Origin of the sequence: Kibdelosporangium philippinense, from assembly GCF_021390435.2 — a bacterium.
Lineage (GTDB): Bacteria > Actinomycetota > Actinomycetes > Mycobacteriales > Pseudonocardiaceae > Kibdelosporangium > Kibdelosporangium philippinense.
The window spans coordinates 3,292,899-3,311,338 of the sequence record NZ_JAJVCN010000001.1; the positions used below are offsets into that span (position 1 = coordinate 3,292,899).

Here is an 18,440-nt window from a genome sequence, read left to right on the forward strand (position 1 = left end):
CATACCCTGGGGCTATGACCTTGGTCTGAAGTGCCCGCTACCGCGCTCGCGCGTGCGCGGAGATCCTGTGAGCTATGTGGGTTGCGGTAGCGGGTGCGGCGGTCGCACTGGTGGTGAACTACTTCGTTCCGGTGCTCAGCGCGTTGACGGTCGCGGTCCTGCTCGGCGTGATGGTCCCGGTCCGGGCCGATCTACAGCTGGTGACACGGCGGTTCCTGCGTACAGGTGTGGTGTTGCTCGGGTTGCAGCTGAGCCTGACCGAGGTGACCAAGCTGGGATTCGGGACCGTGCTCGCGGTCGTGGTCACGGTGTCTGCCGGATTCTTCGGCACATTGGCGATGGCGCGCTGGATCGGGGTGTCGCGTGGCCTGGGGTTGATGGTCGCGACCGGGTTCTCGATCTGCGGTGCGTCCGCGATCGTCGCGATGGACAGCGTCGCCAAGTCTGACAAGGAAGACGTGGCCGCCAGCGTCACGCTCGTGACGTTGTACGGCAGCTTGGCGATCGCGCTGGTTCCGTTGATCGGCAGCGGGATGGGCAGCGAATTCCTTGGCAAATGGGCAGGTTTGAGCGTGCACGAGGTCGCTCAGGTGGTCGCGGCCGCCTCCCCTGCCGGGGCCGCGGCGGTCGGGATCGCGGTGGTCGTGAAGCTGACGCGGGTCGTGCTGCTGGCTCCGATCGTGGCCGGTGTCGGGTTTTTTCAGCGCCAGGACGGACCGCGACCGCCGATCGTGCCGTTGTTCGTCGTTGGCTTCTTGGCCATGGTTTTGGTGCGTAGCACGGGATTGCTGCCCGGTCTGGTCTTGGATGGCGCGAAGTTCAGCACGACCGTCTTGCTGGCTGCCGCCATGTTCGGGCTGGGTACGACGGTCCGGATCGGGAAAGTCCTGCGGTCCGGGCGTAAGGGACTTGTCCTCGGCGCGCTGTCGACCGTGTTGGTCGGCGGGGTCGCGTTCGGCTCGCTCATGTTGATCGAGCCTGCGCCCACAGCGCCGCCGCCCCAGGCGACAGCCGTCGTTCGTTGAGGCACGCCAGGCCGACGCGCCGGGAGAACCGTGGCGTGATCCGCCGGTAGACCACGCCTTCGTGCTGGTCAGGCAGGGCTAGCGAGGCCACGATCGTCACGCCGTGTCCCAGTGCCACGAATTCGAGGATCGAGATGATCTGCTGCAGCTCGTGGGTCACCCGCGGCTGGATGCCCGCCATGGCGAACATCCGGTTCACCAGCTCCTGCGAGCCAGCCTGCGCCGCGCTGCCAACGCACCCACGCCAAGGACGCCTGTGCTCAGCAGGATGAACAAACCGAGTTCGGTGAACTGGAACCGCCAGAACTGGGTCGGCAGGTGCACCTTCGCGTAGGACTTGGCGTACTGATTGACGTTCGTACAGCCCGGCACGTCCGTTGAACTCATGCAGTTGCTAGCGCGGATATGGTTGCCGTTGGCATCCACCAAACCGGACTCGACCATCCAGGAGTCCGTCGGTTGGGCTTGGCCGGTGACGGTCTGGACCTCGGACTCGAAGTACGACGGGGTGGCGTAGTGCTCCCTGACGTTGTGGGCCACGGTCATCACCACGACGGTGTACAGGATCAGGGTGACCACCATCGCGGCCAAAGTGTTACGCAGCACCAAACCCGCTACCGCGCCGACCGCGAACGCCAGCAGTGTGTACCCGACGAGCGCGACGCCTTGGACCTCGAACACGCCGTTTTCCATCCTGCCCTGCATGACGAAGTTGATCGGTTCCAAGGCCCACACGCCGACGAGGCCGAGGATGACTGTCGCCGCAGTGAGAGCACTGCCGGCCATCGCCAGTTTGGTGACCGCCCAGCGGGTCCGGCTGACCGACTGGGTGAGGCCGAAGACGTGCGTGCCATGTTCGATTTCCCGTGCGAACAGCGGAGCACCGAAGAACATCCCGAACAGCACAGGAAAAACCAGCAACAGGAACACGTAGTACTGCAGGAACATGTTGTAGGTGTCGCTGACGAGTGCCTTGTCCGGCAACAACGTCACGGCGTCCGCCCGCACGTACGCCAGAACTGCCGAGATCACCGCGACAACACCGAACACTGCGAAGATCTGCAGCCGCTGTTGCCGCCAAGCTACCCAGATCATGTTCTCCCCTTAGGTCAATCTGCGTTTGCCTGCTATCGCCAAAGCACCGAACACACCCGCGCTGAGCAGCAGGACCAGTCCGAGTTCGGTGAACTGGAACCGCCAGAACCGGTCGGGCAGATGCACCCGCAGGTACTCGCCGACGAACCGCGAGTCGTTCATACAGGCCACCATCTGCCCGGAACGCGTGCACTCCAAGACGCTGATCCGTGAACCGTCCGCCTCCATGAAACCCCGTTCGAGCAGCCACGCTTCCGGCGGCTCGATACGGCCGCTCATACCGTCCACACGGGTTTCGTACACGGTTGGCGCGGCGTAATGTTCCCTGACTTCGTTTGCCACAGCCATCAACACGACCGTGTACAGAGCCAGAGTCACGACCATCGCCGCCAAAGTGTTACGCAGCACCAAACCCGCCGTCGCACCGATCGCGAACGCCAGAATCGCGTACCCGCCGACGACCACACCCTGAGCCTCGAACACGCCGGTCCCGATCCGGCCGCGTAACACGAAACTCACCGGTTCCAACGCCCACACCGACACCATGCCGAGAATGAGCATCGCCAGCGCCAGCGACCCGCCCGCGATCGCCAGTTTGGTGACGATCCAACGGGTTCTGCTGACCGACTGCGTCAACCCGAACACGTGCGTGCCCGACTCGATCTCTCGCGCGAACAACGGCGCACCGAAGAACATCCCAAGCAGCACAGGTAATGCCAGCATCAGTAACGAGAAGTACTGCAGTGGCAAGTTGTACTCGTTCATGACGAGTTCCTTGTCCGGCAACAAGGACACCGCGTCCGCCCGCACGTACACCAGCACTGCCGAGATCAGCGTGACGATGCCGAAGACAGCGAAGATCTGCAGCCGCTGCTGCCGCCACGTCACCCAGATCACGTCAGCCTCCGCTTGGCCATCACCGCACCGCCGCCGAGCACAACCATGCTCAGGGCAAGCACCAGGCCGAGTTCGGTGAACTGGAACCGCCAGAACTGGCTTGGCAGATGCACTTTGACGTACGAGGCCACGAGGTTCAACCCGTCCAGACAGCCCTTGGGGTCCACTACGTTCCTGCACTCGGTCATGGTCAGCCCCGAGTATTGTTTGCCGGTGGCGTCGACGTAACCAAAATCGACCTGCCATGACCTGGCTGTATCGGCCTCACCGGCGACCATGTTCTTCGGTGCCTCGAAGTACGACGGCTCGGCGTAATTCCCCCGAATGCTCTGACCGAGGGTGAGTAGCACGGCTCCGTACAGGATCAGCGTGACCACCATCGCGGCCAACGTGTTACGCAGCACCAAACCCGCGGTCGCACCGACCGCGAACGCCAGAATCGCGTATCCGCCGACGACCACACCCTGAACCTCGAACGCGCCGGTTTCCATCCGGGCCAGCGTCGACGACTGCAGCGGTTCCATCGCCCACTCGGCGACAACGCCGAGCACGAACATCGCAACCGCGAGCGAGCCGCCCGCCATCAAGCCCTTGGTCAGCAGCCATTTCTTGCGGCTGATCGACTGGCTCAGCGCGAAGATGTGCGTGCCCGATTCGATCTCCCGCGCGAACAGTGGCGCACCGACGAACATGCCGACCAGGGCAGGCAAAACGGCTATCAGCATAACCATGTACGACAGGAGCAGATCGTTGCTGTTAGAGGATGCCTGCGAACGCAGGACCGCCAGCACGACCGACACCGCCGCGACGACCGCGAACACAGCGAGAATCTGGACCCGCTGCTGCCGCCACGTCACCCAGATCACGCGGCTCCCTTCGCCGAACGCAGGTAGGCCAGCGTGAGTTCTTCCAGCGTCGGTTCGTGCGGTTCCCAGCCCTCGGCGGCCGTTCTCGTCCTGGCGACCAATGTGGCCTGTCGTTCGGTCGTCCTGCTGTCGACAATGGACACATCGGGCGTCGCCAGCTCGCGTGAACCGATCAGCACCCGGTGCTCGGCCAGCAGTTCGTCGACATCCCCGGCCAGCCGGATCCGCCCGTTCGCGAGGAGAATCAGATAGTCGCAGACGCCTTCGAGGTCCGCGAGCACGTGCGAGGACAGCAACACTGTCATCCCGGTGTCCACGACTTCGCCGAGCAGTGCCTGCATGACCTCGGTACGGGCCAACGGGTCCAAATCGGACAGTGGTTCGTCCAGCAGGATCAGGCTTGGCCTGCGGCCCAACGCGATCGCCAGCGCGACCCGGGTGCGCTGGCCGCCGGACAAGGTGCGGATCTTCGCGTCGAGCGGCACGTCCGCTTCTTTGATCAGCTTGATCGCGTATTCGTTGTCCCACTTGGTGTTCATCGACGCGCCCGCGCGCAGCATCTCCTCGACTGTGAAGCCCTTGTACAACGGCTTGTCCTGGCTCAGAAACGCCAGGGTGTCACGAGCGTGGACGCGCCCGGTGGTCGGTTCGAGCAGCCCGACCGCCAGCCGCATCAGCGTGCTCTTGCCAGCGCCGTTCGGGCCAACCAGCGCCGCGATCCGGCCTTCCGGCAGGTCGAACGTGCATTCGCGCAGGGCCCAGCCGCGGCGGTAGCGCTTGCCCAGGTCGACCGCCTCAAGTTCGGTAGTCACATCTCCCCTTGGTATTTCTCATCGAGCGTGGCCTTGACCAGCGCTTCTACGTCTTCACGCGCCAAACCTGTCTGCTTGGCGCGGCCCACCCAGTCCGCGAGTTCGTCCCGCAACGGACCGTCAGCGGCGATCTCGGGCATCGCCAGCGACCGGGACACGAATGTGCCCATCCCCCGTCTGCCCTCGACCAGGCCGTCGCGCTCCAGCTCGCGGTACGCCTTGAGCACGGTGTTCGGGTTGATCGCGGTCGCGGCCACCACCTCTTTGGCGGTGGGCAACCGGTCCCCCGGCCGCAGCAGACCAAGCCGCAGCGCGTGCTTGGTCTGGTCGACGATCTGCTGGTAGGTGGCCGTGCCGGAGCGACGGTCGATCCGGAACTCGATCACCCAAACACCCTTTCACTAATTAACTAGTGAAAGCATGCCACGCCGGTCCGGCGCCGTCAATGCAGAATGGTGGCCATGAGCAAAGTCAAGCTGCACACGTCGCACGGCCCGATCGTTCTCGAGCTCGACGCTGCGAAGGCTCCCGAGACCGTGGCGAACTTCCTGCAGTACGTGAACAGCGGGCACTACGACGGCACGATCTTCCACCGCGTGATCAAGACCTTCATGATCCAGGGCGGTGGCTTCGAGCCGGGCCTGCGGCAGAAGCCGACCGGCACCCCGATCAAGAACGAGGCCCAGAACGGGCTCCGCAACGACCACTACACCGTGGCGATGGCCAGGACTGGCGACCCGCACTCGGCGACCGCGCAGTTCTTCATCAACACCTCGACCAACGACTTCCTCAACCACACCGCACCGGCCGGTCAGGGCTGGGGCTACGCGGTGTTCGGCAAGGTCGTCGAGGGTACGGACACCGTTGACGCGATCGCGGGCGTGCCGACCGGCAACGCGGGTGGCCACCAGGACGTGCCGAAGAGCGATGTCATCATCGAAAAGGCCGAGGTCCTCGACTGACGTTTTGCCGTGAAGGTCACCCTCGCGGCGTTAGACGCGCGAGGGCCTCCCCTGACGCGTTAGACGCCGCATGGGTGGCCTTCACGGCATTACATCCTGGCCGCTAACCGGGGCTTACCTGGACCTGCCAGCTCATCTAGGGCCACGTCCCGCCCGGCGATCGCCAGCAGCACGGCCTCCCCAGGTCCGCGCACCTCAGGACCGGAGCCACGCGTCCAGTCCACATCGGTCGCCACCAGCCTCAGGCCACGTGCCCGCACGAACGCCCGGATCGGCGGCGCCTTCATCGCCAAGCCCAACGCGGTACGCAGACGCTCCGCCGGAATCTCGCGCCGCATTCCCAACGGGCGCCGGATGTCCTGCTGGTGGATCATGCAGTCCAGCAACGCCACCATCCCGCCGAACGCGGCGACCAGCCCGCGAGGCCGCAGGTGGGCGCGCAGAACGTCAAGCAACTCCGCCGGCCCGCGAGTGTCCTCACGAACCCCGACGGCATTCGTCCCGTTCAGCCCGAATCTGCCGCGGACCATCCGTTTGACCGTCTCCGGCCAGGTCAGTTCGTCGTAGCTGAGGTGGTGGGCCACGACGTCACGGACCGTCCAGTCCGAGCACAGGCTCCGCACCTGCCACTGCTCTTCGGTCAGCGTTGCCAGGAAGTCGGCGAAGTCCGACCGTTCCTGGATCGCATGGGTCATCAGGTCCACATGGGCCAACCTAGACAAGGCAGCACCTCGGTGCTGCCTTGTCTAGGTTTCTCGGCTACAGCAGTTTGTCCTGCGAGATGGGCAGGTCACGGATCCGCCTGCCGGTGGCGTGATACACCGCGTTGCCGATCGCCGCTGGCACACCGGTGATCGGGGTCTCACCGAAACCCTTGGCACCCAGCGCCGAGCTGCCCGGATCCGGCCGGTCGACGAACATCGACTCGATCACCGGCACGTCCGCGTTCACCGGGATGAGGTACGTCGACAGGGTGGGATTGACCACGCGCGCCGTGTGCGGGTCGTACACCGTGTGCTCCATCAACGCATAGCCCATACCCCACGTCACGCCGCCGATGACCTGGCTTTCCGCGGTCTTCTTGTTCATCACGCGCCCTGGGTCGTGGGCCGCCACGACGCGCGTGACACGCACGGCACCAACCCGAGGATCCACACGGACCTCAACAAACACGCAGCCCGTGGTGTAGCCGCGCTCGTTCGGCACGGTGGCCGTGTTGCTCACCGGCTGTCCGTGACGACGCATGACCGCGCGATACGTGTCGTTGCGGTAGCGCCGGTTCTTCACGTACATCACGCCGTGGTCGACCTCGATGTCCGTGGGCGCGACCCCGTTCAGTGGCGAACGTGGGTCGGCGACGGCCAGTTGAATCACCGCGTCACGGACCGATGTCGCCGCCTTCGACACCGAGCCGGTCACGCTGTTCACCGTGGCCGAGGCCGCGGAGATACCCGCTGCCGGGAAGTTCGTGTCACCGAGGTCGAACTTCACATCGCCGAGGTCCATCCCCAGCGCGGACGCCGCCACCTGGGTCATCACGGTGTACGTGCCCGTGCCAATCTCTTGGGTCCCGCACTGCGCGACGACCTTGCCGTCCTGGTTCATCGTGACAGTGGCCCCGGAGAGGAGCGCGTTGAAGGTATGGCCTTCGGTGGCCATGCCCCACCCGATCAGCTCGTGCCCGTCGCGCATCGACCGCGGCCTGGGGTTACGGCGTGACCAGCCGAACCTCTTGGAGGCCATGTCGTAGCACTCCCGCAGGTACTTGCTCGACCACCGGACGCCGGTCTCCGGGTTGACCTCCGAGTAGTTCCGCAGCCGCAGCTCCAGCGGGTCGATGCCGAGCTTGTAGCTCAGCTCGTCCATCGCGGTCTCCAGCCCGAAGTGCGAGGTCGTCTCCGGCGAACGCTGGAAACTCGCGGCCGCGATGTCGAGCTTCACCCCTTGCTGGCGCACATGCATGTTCGGCACGGCATACAGGAACATCGACGATTCGCTCAGGTTGAACACGATCTCGCTGGTCGTGGCCACCTGCTGGGTGCTGATGTTGGCCAACGCGGTCAGCGTGCCGTCCCGCTTCGCACCGAGCGTGACGCGCTGGTGGAACTGCGCACGATGCCCGTGCGAGGTGTACATCTGGGCGCGGGTCAGCGTGAACTTGACCGGTTTGCCGAGCGCGCGGGCCACCGCCGCGGTCAGCAGGGTGTGCGGCCAGACCGTCCCCTTGGCGCCGAACCCGCCGCCGAGGTACTTCGAGATGATCCGGACGTTCGCCTGCGGGATGCCCATGGCGTTGGACACCGCGAACCGGGAAAAGCTCAGGCCCTGCGCGGTTTCGTACAGGGTCAGCTGGTCGCCTGACCACTGCGCGATCGTGCTCGACGGCTCGATCGGGTTGTGGTGATGGGTCGGACTGCTGAACTCCAGCTCGACTTGCACGTCGGCCTGGTCGAGGCCAGCTTTGACGTCGCCTCGGATGAACTCGTTCTCGCCGTTGCGGCTGGGCGGCGGCAGGTACGCGTCGGCCATGTTCGCCGACAGCGACGACTTGGGCTGCGCCTCCTCGTACTTGGCCGTGACAAGGTTCGCGGCCTCGATCGCCTCTTCGAGCGACCGGGCGACCACATAGGCGATCGGCTGTCCATTGTGGTGGATCCGGTCGTCCTGCAGTGGATAGAAACCCTTGACGTACGGGAACGGCGGCTGCGCCACCAGCTTCGGCATGTTCACATGCGTGAATACCGCGACGACGCCCGGCGCGGCCAACGCGCGGGCGGTGTCGATCGAAACGATCCGGCCCCGCGCGATCGTGCTCATCACCAGGTGGCCATACAGCGCACCAGGCACCTGGTAGTCCGCGGTGTAGACGGCCGCACCGGTCACCTTGGCGCGGCCGTCTACCCGTTCGATGGGCTGGCCGACCAGCTGGCTCATCGCAGATCCTCCAGAATTACCGGGATGGCCCGTTTCAGCAGTTCGATCTTGAAGGCGTTCCCGTGCCTGGCGACCGCGCCACGCAGCACGACATCGGCCGCGGCGGCCATCGATTCGGTCGTCAAGGGCTTGCCCCGCAGCACGTTCTCCGCTTCGAGAACACGCCATGGTTTGGTCGCCACGCCACCGAACGCGAGCCGGACGTCCTGTACGACCCGGCCGCGCATCCGCAGCGCGCCACCGACGGCGACGACCGCGAACTCGAACGTCGTGCGGTCACGCAGTTTCAGGTAGCTCTGCTTCATGTTCAGCATCGGCACCTCGACCGCGACGATCAACTCGCCGTGCGACAAGGCGGTCTCCCGATGCGGAGTGGTTCCCGGCAGCTGATATAATTCCTTGAACGCGATTCGACGACTGTTGGTCACCACGGTCGCGTCGAGTGCGAGCAGAGCTACCGCCAGGTCCGACGGATTCACCGCGATGCAGTGATCGCTGCCACCGAGCACCGCGTGGCCCCGGTTTTCTCCTTCCAACGCAGGGCATCCGCTGCCGGGAGTGCGCTTGTTGCACGACGATCCGGCGTCGCGGTAGTAGCCGCATCGAGTGCGTTGCAACAGGTTGCCGCCGATCGCGGCCATGTTGCGTACCTGCGGCGAAGCCGATGCCAGCAGGGCTTGCGACAGCATCGCGAAGTTGCCGCGCACCAACGGGTGCGCCGCCACGTCGGTCATCCTGGCGAGTGCGCCGATCGTCAGGACGCCGTTGCGCATGCGAATATCCGCTAACGGTAGCGAGTTGATGTCGATGAGACGGTCCTGGCTCTGCGCACCGTCTTTCATCAGGTTGAGCAGATCCGTGCCACCCGCGATGAAGGTCGCGCCGGGGTTGCTCGCCACGGATCTGACGGCCTCGTCGACGTTACGGACTTGGGCGTACGAGAAAGCCTTCACCAACCGGCTCCCTTGCGCGCTGCGGCCTTCACGGCCGAGACGATGTTCGGGTAGCAGGCGCACCGGCACAGGTTGCCGCTCATCCACTCCCTGATCTCGTCGTCCGAGCCGGTATGGCCCTCCTTGATGCACGCGACCGCCGACATGATCTGGCCGGGTGTGCAGCCTCCACATTGGAACGCGTCGTGCCGGATGAACTCCTCCTGCACCGGGTGCAGCCGGTCGCCTTTGGCAAGGCCTTCGACCGTGGTGACCGACGCTCCCTGCCGCATGACAGCGAGTGTCAGGCACGACTTGATCCGTTTGCCGTCGACAAGGACCGTACATGCGCCACACTCGCCCCGGTCACAGCCCTTTTTCGTCCCGGTAAGCGCCATTCGCTCACGCAGGGCGTCCAACAGGGTCGTCCGGGGTTCCACTGTCACGCGCTTGGTGACACCATTGACCTTCAGCGTGACGTCGACCGTCCCGCTCGCTTCGGCTGCCACCGCCTCGGTGTCCACTGTGACCGCCGCCGCAGCAGCGGCAACGCCAGTGGCTTTGAGCACGGTGCGGCGTTTCAGGTTGTCCTGCATCAACCCCTCCAGACCTGACTAATTTCCGTCAACCTAAGCCAGCACCGAGTCAACATGCTGTCCCCGGATTGCTCGGCCATTCCCCAAAATTGCTCTCGCGCCTTGTTGCTTGACACCACGGGGTGTGATTGCCTGCGAAACGTGAAACCCTGGCAGGCTTTGGGGATCCGGACCGACACTGATGTCGAAGGCGTTGGCTCGTTGCAGAAACAGGCCACTGACGTGCTCAGTATCGTGGTGATGGTGGACGGCGCGTGCTGGCTGGAGTCACGCAAGGGTGCGAACTGGCGGTCGGCTACGTTCAGTACCGGCGACATCGGAATCACCGTGCCCGGCAAAGAGATCACCATCCGCTGGCGAAAATTCGCCGCCGCCCCGCTGCGGACCGTCCACATAGACCTGCCACGCGCACTGTTCGATCAGGACGTGGATCTCGCACCCCTCGACGTACTCAGCCGCCCAGACCCGGTGATCGCAGCGATGGCGACAGCAATGGCGAAGGCGAAAGCCGCAGGCGCGGAAGAGTTGTACGCCCAATGCGCGGCGCAGTACCTCGCGGCGCATCTGCTGGCGCCAGACCGGGTGCGCGAGCCGGAGCGGCACGCCTTGAGCGACGTGCAGATGCGCAAGGTCGTCGAGTACATGCGCGGAAACCTCCCTGGCCGCATCACCTTGGACGATCTGGCGAAAGAAGCCGCGCTGAGCAGGTTCCACTTCCTGCGCCTGTTCACGGCAAGGACCGGGCGGCCGCCGCTGAAGTTCCTGACCGAGTTGCGTATCGCAGAAGCTCGTCGCCGCCTGCAGAACAGCGATGAGCCAGTGGCGACGATCGGCAGGCGGTCGGGATTTCCCAGTGCCAGCCACTTCTCCGCGACCTTCAGCCGCTACGTGGGTTGCTCGCCAACGGAGTACCGGTTGCGTAGCCGCTGAAACCCATACGGAATCGACAGGTTCATCGCGGCGCGCAGGGCGTACAATTACCGGTCCACTGTGGAAGTCCGGTCTTCGTAAGTGGTTAAGCGCGTTAGAACACGGCTAACCACTCACGAGGGATCCCCTTGATGGCGGGCACCCGTTTGGCCTATCGGCAACAGGAAACCCGTCGGCTGCTCTTCCCTCGCGCGGTACCGTGCACGGGGGAGGTGCGCTGGATGAGCCACGAATTCGGCGCCGAGTTACGGCGACGGCGCGTGCATGCCGACATCTCCCTCAACGAGATGGCCAGGCGCCTGAACTTCAGCAAGGGCTACCTCAGCAAGATCGAGAACGGCAGGCAGCCACCCACCGAGCAACTCGCCCGTCTCGCCGACGCCGAACTCGGCGCCAACGGCAAGCTCGCCGCGCTCGTCCAACGGACCGGGCCCGATCAACCAAACGGGCCCGACACCGAGTTCACGCACCCAGGCAGGCGCGAAGTGCTCGCCTTCGGCAGCTCGCTGTTCCTTCCACTGGGGATCACCGAGGCCGACGCCGAGATGGCGGCCGAGGATCCCCAGACGCGCCTGTACTACCGCGACCAGTTCGATCGACTTCGCAAGCGCGGGCAGCAAAGCGCGCCAGGGCTGGTGCTGCGCACGGTCGCCATCGAGTACTGCACGCTGGTCGAACTCGCCGAAGCCGCGCCACACCCACAGGGTCGCGCGACCTTCGAAATCCTTGCCGCCCGCTACGCCGAATACGCCGGCTGGATGGCACAGGAAGCCGGGGACAACCAAGCTTCCATGGCGTGGACCCGGCAATCCGCCAAGCTCGCCGCCTCCGCGGGCGATCAGGCCATCTCGGCATACGCTCTGGTCAGGGAAGCCGAACTGGCCATGTACGCCCGCGACGCCACTCGGACGATCTCCCTTGCGCAGCAGGCACAACACCATGTGGGCGCCGATCCGCGCGTCAAGGCGTTGGCCGCGCATCGCGAGGCGCAGGGGCACGCGATGCTCAACAACGGCCACGAATGCCGTGCCGCGTTGGACCGGGCCGAAACGTTGCTGGGCAACGGAGTCCATGACGGCCCAGGCGGCTCACCGCTCGGCTCGACCACGGTCAAGGACCTCAACCTTGCCGTCTCCGGATGGTGCACCTTCGATCTCGGCAGGCCCAAGCAAGCGGCTGAGCTATTGGAACGAGCGCTATCCCGGACCGCGCCCACCGCCCGGCGAGCGCGCGCGATGTACGGCGCGCGGCTTGCGTTGGCTTACGAGGCAACCAGTGACCTCGACCGGATGTGTGAGGTCGCGTCGCAGGTCATCGCCATCGCGCAGCCGATCGGTTCGGCGACCGCACGCACCGAGCTGCGCAGGCTGACCCGCGCCATGGCGCGCAGGCACAACTACCGTCCGGCCAAACAATTGCACGTCGAAATCACCGCCGCTCTTTTCGGGTTTCCTGTTTCCTGATCGTTTCCACCACAGGAAACGCCTTCCGGGCCAGGCGTGTGCCGACCATTGTGGTGTTCACCAGCTGGTGTGCAGATCCACGAAGGTCGGCCTTGTGGGTCACGCATGGCTTCCTGAAGGAGGAAATACCATGGAGCCACACTGATTCTTCTCGCTTTCGGTGACGTCCGGGGTGACGCTTCCCTGGACGTCACCGCCATTGAATGCCGTACGCACAGCCATTGATGAGATCCCGGAACTGGGCGCTGACCTCGTTGGCCAGGTTCGGTTCCAGCTCACTGCCCGGCTTCGGCTCGTCGTGCACCGCACTGTGCGGTACGCCTTCGTGCCGCCAGATCCGCTGCGGCACATTGTTCGGCGGAAATCTGACCAACAGGGTGAAATAACGGCATTGCCGGTAGGGCACGTACACGTATCTGTTCACCATTTCCTGACCTGGCGGAATTCGGGCGATCAGACCGTACGTGTGCCGTTCGCCCCGGCGCAGGGTCCTCGGCAGGATGATCTCGGTACTGAAATTGGTACTCGATCCCATGCCGGTGCCCGCGACCACGCCGCCGAACATCATTTCGCGGGTGAGCTCGACCCGTGTGCTGTGGTTCGAGGGGTGCCTCGGTACGTCGATCGACGTCTCGATCCGGTCGAGCGAGCCCGCCGTCGCCACGATCGTGCGCCGTTCGATCGCCTCCGGGTTCGCCGTGTCCAGCCGCAACACGGCGTCGAAAATGTCGACGTACCAACCTATCCCGCCGTGCCCGACGCCCGGCATCGGGACCTGCCCGCGGTCGGCGTTGCCTGCCATCTGCAGGAAGGCCTCGTCCATCCGCCTGCGCGCGGTCCGCTCGTCGCAGAAGAATTCGGCCGCCAGCACGGAAAGCCGCTGCTGCAACGTCTCGCCGTCGGTGGACGGCGGCAGGTTCAGACCACACCTCGCCGCCCGGCGCCATTGCGTGGGCAGCGCGACCATCAACTCCTCGAGGTAGCCGATCACCTTCTGGCGCAACACACTTCCGGTATCGGTCGTCGCGCCGAAAAGCTCGGCGAACTCCGGCCGGACCCGCGATTCCAGGTCCCGCGCCAAAACACCTCGCCCTTTCCGTAACCGGACGAGGTTCTCTTTCACGATCTCACCGACGGTCCGAGGGTGCACAGGCTGAAATCTTTCGTCAGATGGCCGGTTTGTAGAAAAACGAGCGGCGGCGGCAGATCCTGTCGGCCTCGAAAACATACCAGTCGGCGAACAGCTCGAACAGCGGTTCACCCGAATGGGATACGCCTTCGAAACTGCCCCAGCAGAATCCTTGCCGCTCGTCGGTCAGCAGGCTTTCCAGCTTGTGCCGCCCGTCCGCGATCACCCTGGTGTGCCGGTAGAAGTCGAGCAACTGCGCGACTCCGTGAATAGTCGGATAGCCGGGCCGGTCGTAGCGGATGTCCGGCGTCACCAATGTGCCAAGCTGTTCCCAGTCACGCAGGTCAATGACCTTCAGCAGGTGCTGGACCAGGTCGTCGGTCATCATCGGAGCCCACCTCGCGTTTCGTCAGATCCTTCACCCTGATCTCCTCTGATCCCCGGTTGAGCTCGGTGAACCACTGCATGAACCGTGGCACGAGCAAGGCGTCAGGGTCGGTGATGATGAAGACGCCCATGATCCGTTCGAACTCCTTGGCGGGCGCGCTCGGATCGTGCATGTTGACCTGCCAGATGATCCGCCCGCCGGACGAGTTGCGGTCCTTGACCACCACGAACGACGCTGGCAGCTTGGCCGGAACCTTCACGATCTTGACGTCCTTGCTCGGATTGCGCTCGGCGAACGTGGCCATTTCCAGGTAGTGCTCCAGGTACGCTGGCGCGAGCGAGGTCGCGAGGTCGTACTTGCCGTTGTCCTTGTTGTCCTTGAAATGACCAGTCTCTACCTGGATCAGCCGGTGATACAGCACCGATTCGAACTTGCGCTCGAACTGTTTCAGGTAATCGCGTTGCTCACGCACGTCCTTCTCGGACTCGACGCTGCCCGCGCCTGCGGCCTTGCGGAAGACTTCGACGTACGAGTTCACCGCGTAGATCTGCGCTTCCGAGCCCGCCTGGCTGATCACCTCCCGGCTGCGCTGGTACAACGTGTCCGGCGCGTCGGCCGGGTAGTAGCGGATGGAGAACGCGGCCTTCTCGATGAGGTGGTCCACCTTCGTCGACGTCCGGGTGACCACCCCGATCAGCACGCACACCGCGACGATCAACGCGACTATCACCCAAACGACGGAACCGGACAGTCCGTCGATGACCCCGTCCCACGCCAGCTTCGCCCCGACGCCGATCAGCGTCGCGACGATGCCACCTGCGGCGAAAGCTGTGAGATTCCCACGCGAATTGACCACGTCGGTGCCGCCTCTCCCTCGTCCACCGATACCTGCCCATGGACTAGTCGCCGTTACTCCCCCGCACGCTACAGTCGGGCAGATGAGCCAGAAGAGCTTCGCCTCATCGGCCGACCTCGCCGACAAGGAGCGAACCCTGGAAATCCTCGGCGACGGCGTCTACGCGCTGACCGCCGAAGGCGATCCGAACATCGGCGCGATCGAAGGCGAAGACTTCCTTGTGTGCTTCGAAGCGATGGCAACCCCAGTCGCCGCACAGGAATGGCTCGCCCGGCTGCGCGAACACACCGACAAGCCCGTGCGATACCTGGTTCTGTCGCACTATCACGCGGTCCGCACGCTCGGCGCCTCGGCGTTCGATGCTGAGGTCATCGTCGCGCACGAGAACACCAAGGCACTCATCGCCGAACGCGGCAAGCAGGACTGGGCCAGCGAGTTCGCCCGGATGCCACGGCTGGCCAAGTCCCCGGAGTCGGTGCCCGGCCTGACCTGGCCGACGCTGACCTTCGCCGACCGGATGACGATCGACCTCGGTGGCGAGCGCGGCGATCTGATCCTGCAGTACTGCGGACGCGGCCACACCGAAGGCGACATCATCGCCTGGCTGCCCCGGCGGAAGATCCTGTACGCGGGCGATCTCGTGGAAGCGCAGACGGCCTTGTACACCGGTGACGCGTTCCACCGCGACTGGTCAACCTCCACTTTGGACAAGGTGAGGTCCTACGACGCGACGACACTGATCGGCGGCCGCGGCGCGGTCACGCACGGCCGGGACGCGGTCAACGCCGCGATCGACCAGACCAGGCACTTCCTGACCGTGCTGCTGGCCGAGGTCTCGTCGGTGTTCGAATCGGGCGGGGCATTGAAGGAAGCGTTCGAGCGGACGCACGCGGCTTTGGCCCCGCGATACGGCAAGTGGCCGATCTTCGAGCACTGCCTGCCGTTCGACGTCTCCCGCGCGTGGGACGAACTGGCCGGAATCGAGCGCCCGGTGATCTGGACGGCCGAGCGCGATCGTGAAGTCTGGGACCAGCTGGCATGAGTGTCGTGGTGGTCGGCAACGGACCCGTCGGTCAGACGACGGCGTTGCTGCTCGCCCGTTGGGGTATCGAGACGATCCTGTTGGACGGTCGCGCGCAGCGGGATCCGATCGGCTCGAAGTCGATCTGCCAGCAACGAGATGTGCTGGACATCTGGCATTCGGTCGGCGCGGGCGCGCAGATCACCGCCGAGGGCCTGACGTGGACGACCTCGCGGACGTTCTACCAGGACACTGAGTTGTTCGCGCTCACTCTGCCGACCGGCGGTGAGTTGCCGCCGTTCGTGAACCTGTCGCAGTCACGCACCGAGGAAATCCTCGATACCTGGATAGCCAGGCAGCCGTTGATCGACGTCCGCTGGGGCCATCACGTGATTGGTGTGGACCAGGACTCGTCCGGCGCTACGGTCCGAAGTGCCAACGGCTCGGCGATCAGGGCTTCGTATGTGGTGCTGTGCGCGGGTTCGCACGCAGACGACTTGCGGGCCGCGCTTGACGTCACGTTCGACGGGCAATCCTTCGACGACCAGTTCCTGATCTGCGACATCCGTGCCGACCTGCCGGGCTGGGCGCGGGAACGCCGGTTCTACTTCGATCCACCGTGGAACCCGGGCCGCCAGGTGCTGATCCACCCGTGTCCCGACTCGACATTCCGGATCGACTGGCAGGTCCCGGCCGACTACTCGATCGAGACGGACGATCTGGACGAACGGATCCGCGCGATCATCGGCGACGCGGACTATTCGGTGGTGTGGCAGTCGGTGTACCGCTTCCATTCCCGTGTGGCTTCACGGATGCGCGTCGGCCGCGTCCTGCTCGCCGGTGACTGTGCGCATGTCATGGCACCCTTTGGCGCACGTGGCCTGAACTCGGGTGTTGCCGACGCGGAGAACGCGGCGTGGAAGATCGCCCTTGTCCTGCGTGGGGAGTCTACTGAGGAGCTGCTGGAGACGTACCACATCGAACGCCACGCGGCCGCGCTTGACAACATCAGAATCACCACCGACACCATGGATTTCCTTGTCCCCCAGACGGATGTGCAGCGCCAGCACCGCCAGTCCATCCTTTCGAGGGCCCGGCATGATCCGTCGGTGCATTCCCAGGTGAACTCCGGCCGCCTGTCAGCGCCGTTCCCCTACCACTCCTCTCCCCTGACTCATGGGACGCACCCGGCGGCTGGCTTGCTTGTCCCGGAAGAACTCCGTGCTCGTTCGCGCAGTGGTTTGCACGTGGTCTCGTATTCTGACTTGTTGTGGGTGATCCGCCCGGATGCTTATGTCGCCGCGGTTGTCACATCGTTGGCAGAGGCGGATTCCGTGCTCTCCCAGTTCTGACGCCGCCACGGCATCGACAGCGGGATCAGCAACAACAGCACCCCAGCGATCGCTATGGCCGTCCTGGAACTGGTCAGGCTGCCCAGCACTCCCCACAACGCGGTCAATGCGGCGATCGTGGCGCGGCTGCTGATCGTCCACGCTGTCAGGACGCGTGAGACAGTCTCTTTGTTGGCGCGCTGCAGGCGATGCGCGGCGAGCACGGGATTGAAGATCCCCATACACACGATCATCGTGAACTCCACACCGATGAACACCAGCAGCCCGACCAGGCCCGGCTGGATGAACACCAACCCAGGCACCCAGATCACCCTGGCGATCCCGAAGCCAAGCAGGATTCGCCGCTGCCCAAACCGGTTTACCAGTGACCGGGACATGCGGGCGCCGAGAACCCCACCGAGACAAGAGATGCCGAGCGCGAGCCCGTACTGCAGGGTGGTGAAGTTCAGCTCCCGCACCATCCAATAGAGAAGGAGTGGCGCGGTGGCCATGATCAACCCATTCGTCAGCAGGCTGTAGATGAAGAAGCCGCGCAGGTTCGGGTCTTTCGTGATCGCCCGCCACCCTTCGGCTATCCCGGTTTTGTCCCGCTGTTTCGCGGGCGGCTCAGGCTCCGGAGCTTTGATCATCCGAATGGCCAATGCGGACAACAGGAAGCTGACGGCATTGAGGATCGTGGTGATGACCGGGCCGAGAAGCTGCAGCAGGCCACCGCCCAACGGCGGCCCGACGGCCGAGGACGTCCACATGACGTTCTCGAACTTCCCGTTCGCCGCAACCAGATGTTCCTTCGGTACCAGGGCTTTCAGATGCGCGCCGCTGGCGGCGAAGAAGACGATGTCCGCGACCGCTACCCCGACGGTGACCACGAGAAGTTGGCCGTAGGTCAGCATGCCGAGCAGGTATGCGACTGGAACCGTGAGCAGGATCAGGAATCGCAGCAGGTCCGCGTGGATCATCAGCGGCCGCTTGCGCCGGAACTCCACCCATGGCCCCAATGGAAGCGCGAGCAGCGCCGCCATCGCGCCACCGACCGCTGCCAGCAGCGAGACTTGAGCTGGGGTCGTGTGCAGGGCGAGGATCGCTATCAGGGGAAAGGCATCCAGCGCCAGCCATGTACCCGCTGCGCTGATCGTGTACGCCCGCCACAACCACCCGAAGTCCCGCCCCACGGGAACATCC

At 64.8% G+C, this 18,440-nt stretch carries 20 protein-coding genes; 6 read left to right on the forward strand and 14 right to left on the reverse strand.

Features of this window, described 5'->3' with window-relative positions:
- Window positions 1-74 precede the first annotated feature (74 nt).
- Window positions 75-1,025 carry a YeiH family protein gene (locus tag LWC34_RS15215; RefSeq protein ID WP_233725709.1) on the forward strand — a complete coding sequence of 317 codons (951 nt, stop codon included), beginning with the start codon at window positions 75-77 and terminating at the stop codon, window positions 1,023-1,025.
- On the opposite strand, the gene LWC34_RS15220 is transcribed toward LWC34_RS15215, so the two are convergent.
- From LWC34_RS15220 to LWC34_RS15245, 6 genes are read right to left on the reverse strand one after another with little or no spacing between them, the layout of a single operon-like run.
- Entirely contained in the window at window positions 964-1,215 is a 252-nt protein-coding gene (locus LWC34_RS15220; protein WP_233726448.1) for a LysR family transcriptional regulator substrate-binding protein, read from the reverse strand. The two genes, LWC34_RS15215 and LWC34_RS15220, sit on opposite strands and share 62 nt — an antisense overlap.
- A gap of 5 nt (window positions 1,216-1,220) precedes the next feature.
- Window positions 1,221-2,120: an ABC transporter permease gene (locus LWC34_RS15225; RefSeq protein ID WP_233725710.1), complete on the reverse strand. Its 900-nt coding sequence runs from the start codon at window positions 2,118-2,120 to the stop codon at window positions 1,221-1,223.
- A 9-nt stretch (window positions 2,121-2,129) separates the two neighbouring features.
- A complete protein-coding gene (locus LWC34_RS15230; RefSeq protein ID WP_233725711.1) occupies window positions 2,130-3,017 on the reverse strand; it encodes an ABC-2 membrane transporter-related protein in 888 nt (295 codons plus the stop codon).
- Window positions 3,014-3,883: an ABC transporter permease gene (locus LWC34_RS15235; RefSeq protein WP_233725712.1), complete on the reverse strand. Its 870-nt coding sequence runs from the start codon at window positions 3,881-3,883 to the stop codon at window positions 3,014-3,016. Before LWC34_RS15235 ends, LWC34_RS15230 begins: the two co-directional genes overlap by 4 nt.
- Window positions 3,880-4,695, reverse strand: coding sequence for an ABC transporter ATP-binding protein (locus LWC34_RS15240; protein WP_233725713.1), 816 nt, complete (start codon window positions 4,693-4,695; stop codon window positions 3,880-3,882). The genes LWC34_RS15235 and LWC34_RS15240 overlap by 4 nt, the downstream gene beginning before the upstream one ends.
- Window positions 4,692-5,081, reverse strand: a complete 390-nt coding sequence (locus tag LWC34_RS15245) for a GntR family transcriptional regulator (protein ID WP_233725714.1) — start codon at window positions 5,079-5,081, stop codon at window positions 4,692-4,694. The genes LWC34_RS15240 and LWC34_RS15245 overlap by 4 nt, the downstream gene beginning before the upstream one ends.
- Before the next feature lie 75 nt (window positions 5,082-5,156).
- On the opposite strand from LWC34_RS15245, the gene LWC34_RS15250 reads away from it, so the two are divergent.
- Window positions 5,157-5,657 carry a peptidylprolyl isomerase gene (locus LWC34_RS15250; protein ID WP_233725715.1) on the forward strand — a complete coding sequence of 167 codons (501 nt, stop codon included), beginning with the start codon at window positions 5,157-5,159 and terminating at the stop codon, window positions 5,655-5,657.
- Between the two features lie 89 nt (window positions 5,658-5,746).
- On the opposite strand, the gene LWC34_RS15255 is transcribed toward LWC34_RS15250, so the two are convergent.
- From LWC34_RS15255 to LWC34_RS15270, 4 genes are read right to left on the reverse strand one after another with little or no spacing between them, the layout of a single operon-like run.
- The gene (locus LWC34_RS15255; RefSeq protein ID WP_308200045.1) at window positions 5,747-6,379 is read right to left on the reverse strand and encodes a maleylpyruvate isomerase family mycothiol-dependent enzyme; all 633 of its coding nucleotides are present in this window, start codon (window positions 6,377-6,379) and stop codon (window positions 5,747-5,749) included.
- A 37-nt stretch (window positions 6,380-6,416) separates the two neighbouring features.
- Window positions 6,417-8,591, reverse strand: coding sequence for a xanthine dehydrogenase family protein molybdopterin-binding subunit (locus LWC34_RS15260; RefSeq protein WP_233725716.1), 2,175 nt, complete (start codon window positions 8,589-8,591; stop codon window positions 6,417-6,419).
- The gene (locus LWC34_RS15265) at window positions 8,588-9,544 is read right to left on the reverse strand and encodes an FAD binding domain-containing protein (protein ID WP_233725717.1); all 957 of its coding nucleotides are present in this window, start codon (window positions 9,542-9,544) and stop codon (window positions 8,588-8,590) included. The genes LWC34_RS15260 and LWC34_RS15265 overlap by 4 nt, the downstream gene beginning before the upstream one ends.
- Window positions 9,541-10,119, reverse strand: coding sequence for a (2Fe-2S)-binding protein (locus LWC34_RS15270; protein ID WP_233725718.1), 579 nt, complete (start codon window positions 10,117-10,119; stop codon window positions 9,541-9,543). The genes LWC34_RS15265 and LWC34_RS15270 overlap by 4 nt, the downstream gene beginning before the upstream one ends.
- 141 nt (window positions 10,120-10,260) lie before the next feature.
- Here LWC34_RS15270 and LWC34_RS58050 point away from each other — a divergent pair, with 141 nt between their 5' ends.
- Together LWC34_RS58050 and LWC34_RS15280 are read left to right on the forward strand one after the other, a co-directional pair.
- Window positions 10,261-11,049: a helix-turn-helix domain-containing protein gene (locus tag LWC34_RS58050; RefSeq protein WP_233725719.1), complete on the forward strand. Its 789-nt coding sequence runs from the start codon at window positions 10,261-10,263 to the stop codon at window positions 11,047-11,049.
- A 221-nt stretch (window positions 11,050-11,270) separates the two neighbouring features.
- Window positions 11,271-12,512: a helix-turn-helix domain-containing protein gene (locus LWC34_RS15280; RefSeq protein WP_233725720.1), complete on the forward strand. Its 1,242-nt coding sequence runs from the start codon at window positions 11,271-11,273 to the stop codon at window positions 12,510-12,512.
- Between the two features lie 190 nt (window positions 12,513-12,702).
- Here the strand turns inward: LWC34_RS15280 and LWC34_RS15285 are convergent, their stop codons facing one another.
- The 3 genes from LWC34_RS15285 to LWC34_RS15295 are packed head-to-tail and all read right to left on the reverse strand — an operon-like array spanning window position 12,703 to window position 14,885.
- Window positions 12,703-13,635: a hypothetical protein gene (locus LWC34_RS15285; RefSeq protein ID WP_233725721.1), complete on the reverse strand. Its 933-nt coding sequence runs from the start codon at window positions 13,633-13,635 to the stop codon at window positions 12,703-12,705.
- A 43-nt stretch (window positions 13,636-13,678) separates the two neighbouring features.
- Window positions 13,679-14,026 carry a nuclear transport factor 2 family protein gene (locus LWC34_RS15290; RefSeq protein ID WP_233725722.1) on the reverse strand — a complete coding sequence of 116 codons (348 nt, stop codon included), beginning with the start codon at window positions 14,024-14,026 and terminating at the stop codon, window positions 13,679-13,681.
- Window positions 13,986-14,885 (reverse strand): hypothetical protein, encoded by a 900-nt coding sequence (locus LWC34_RS15295; RefSeq protein WP_233725723.1) that lies wholly within the window; start codon window positions 14,883-14,885, stop codon window positions 13,986-13,988. The genes LWC34_RS15290 and LWC34_RS15295 overlap by 41 nt, the downstream gene beginning before the upstream one ends.
- An 82-nt stretch (window positions 14,886-14,967) precedes the next feature.
- On the opposite strand from LWC34_RS15295, the gene LWC34_RS15300 reads away from it, so the two are divergent.
- Window positions 14,968-15,927 (forward strand): MBL fold metallo-hydrolase, encoded by a 960-nt coding sequence (locus LWC34_RS15300; RefSeq protein WP_233725724.1) that lies wholly within the window; start codon window positions 14,968-14,970, stop codon window positions 15,925-15,927.
- On the forward strand, window positions 15,924-17,258 hold the full coding sequence (locus LWC34_RS15305; RefSeq protein WP_233725725.1) for an FAD-dependent monooxygenase: 1,335 nt from the start codon (window positions 15,924-15,926) through the stop codon (window positions 17,256-17,258). The genes LWC34_RS15300 and LWC34_RS15305 overlap by 4 nt, the downstream gene beginning before the upstream one ends.
- Here the strand turns inward: LWC34_RS15305 and LWC34_RS15310 are convergent.
- A complete protein-coding gene (locus LWC34_RS15310; protein ID WP_233725726.1) occupies window positions 17,198-18,430 on the reverse strand; it encodes an MFS transporter in 1,233 nt (410 codons plus the stop codon). The genes LWC34_RS15305 and LWC34_RS15310 overlap by 61 nt on opposite strands.
- Between the last annotated feature and the right edge of the window lie 10 nt (window positions 18,431-18,440).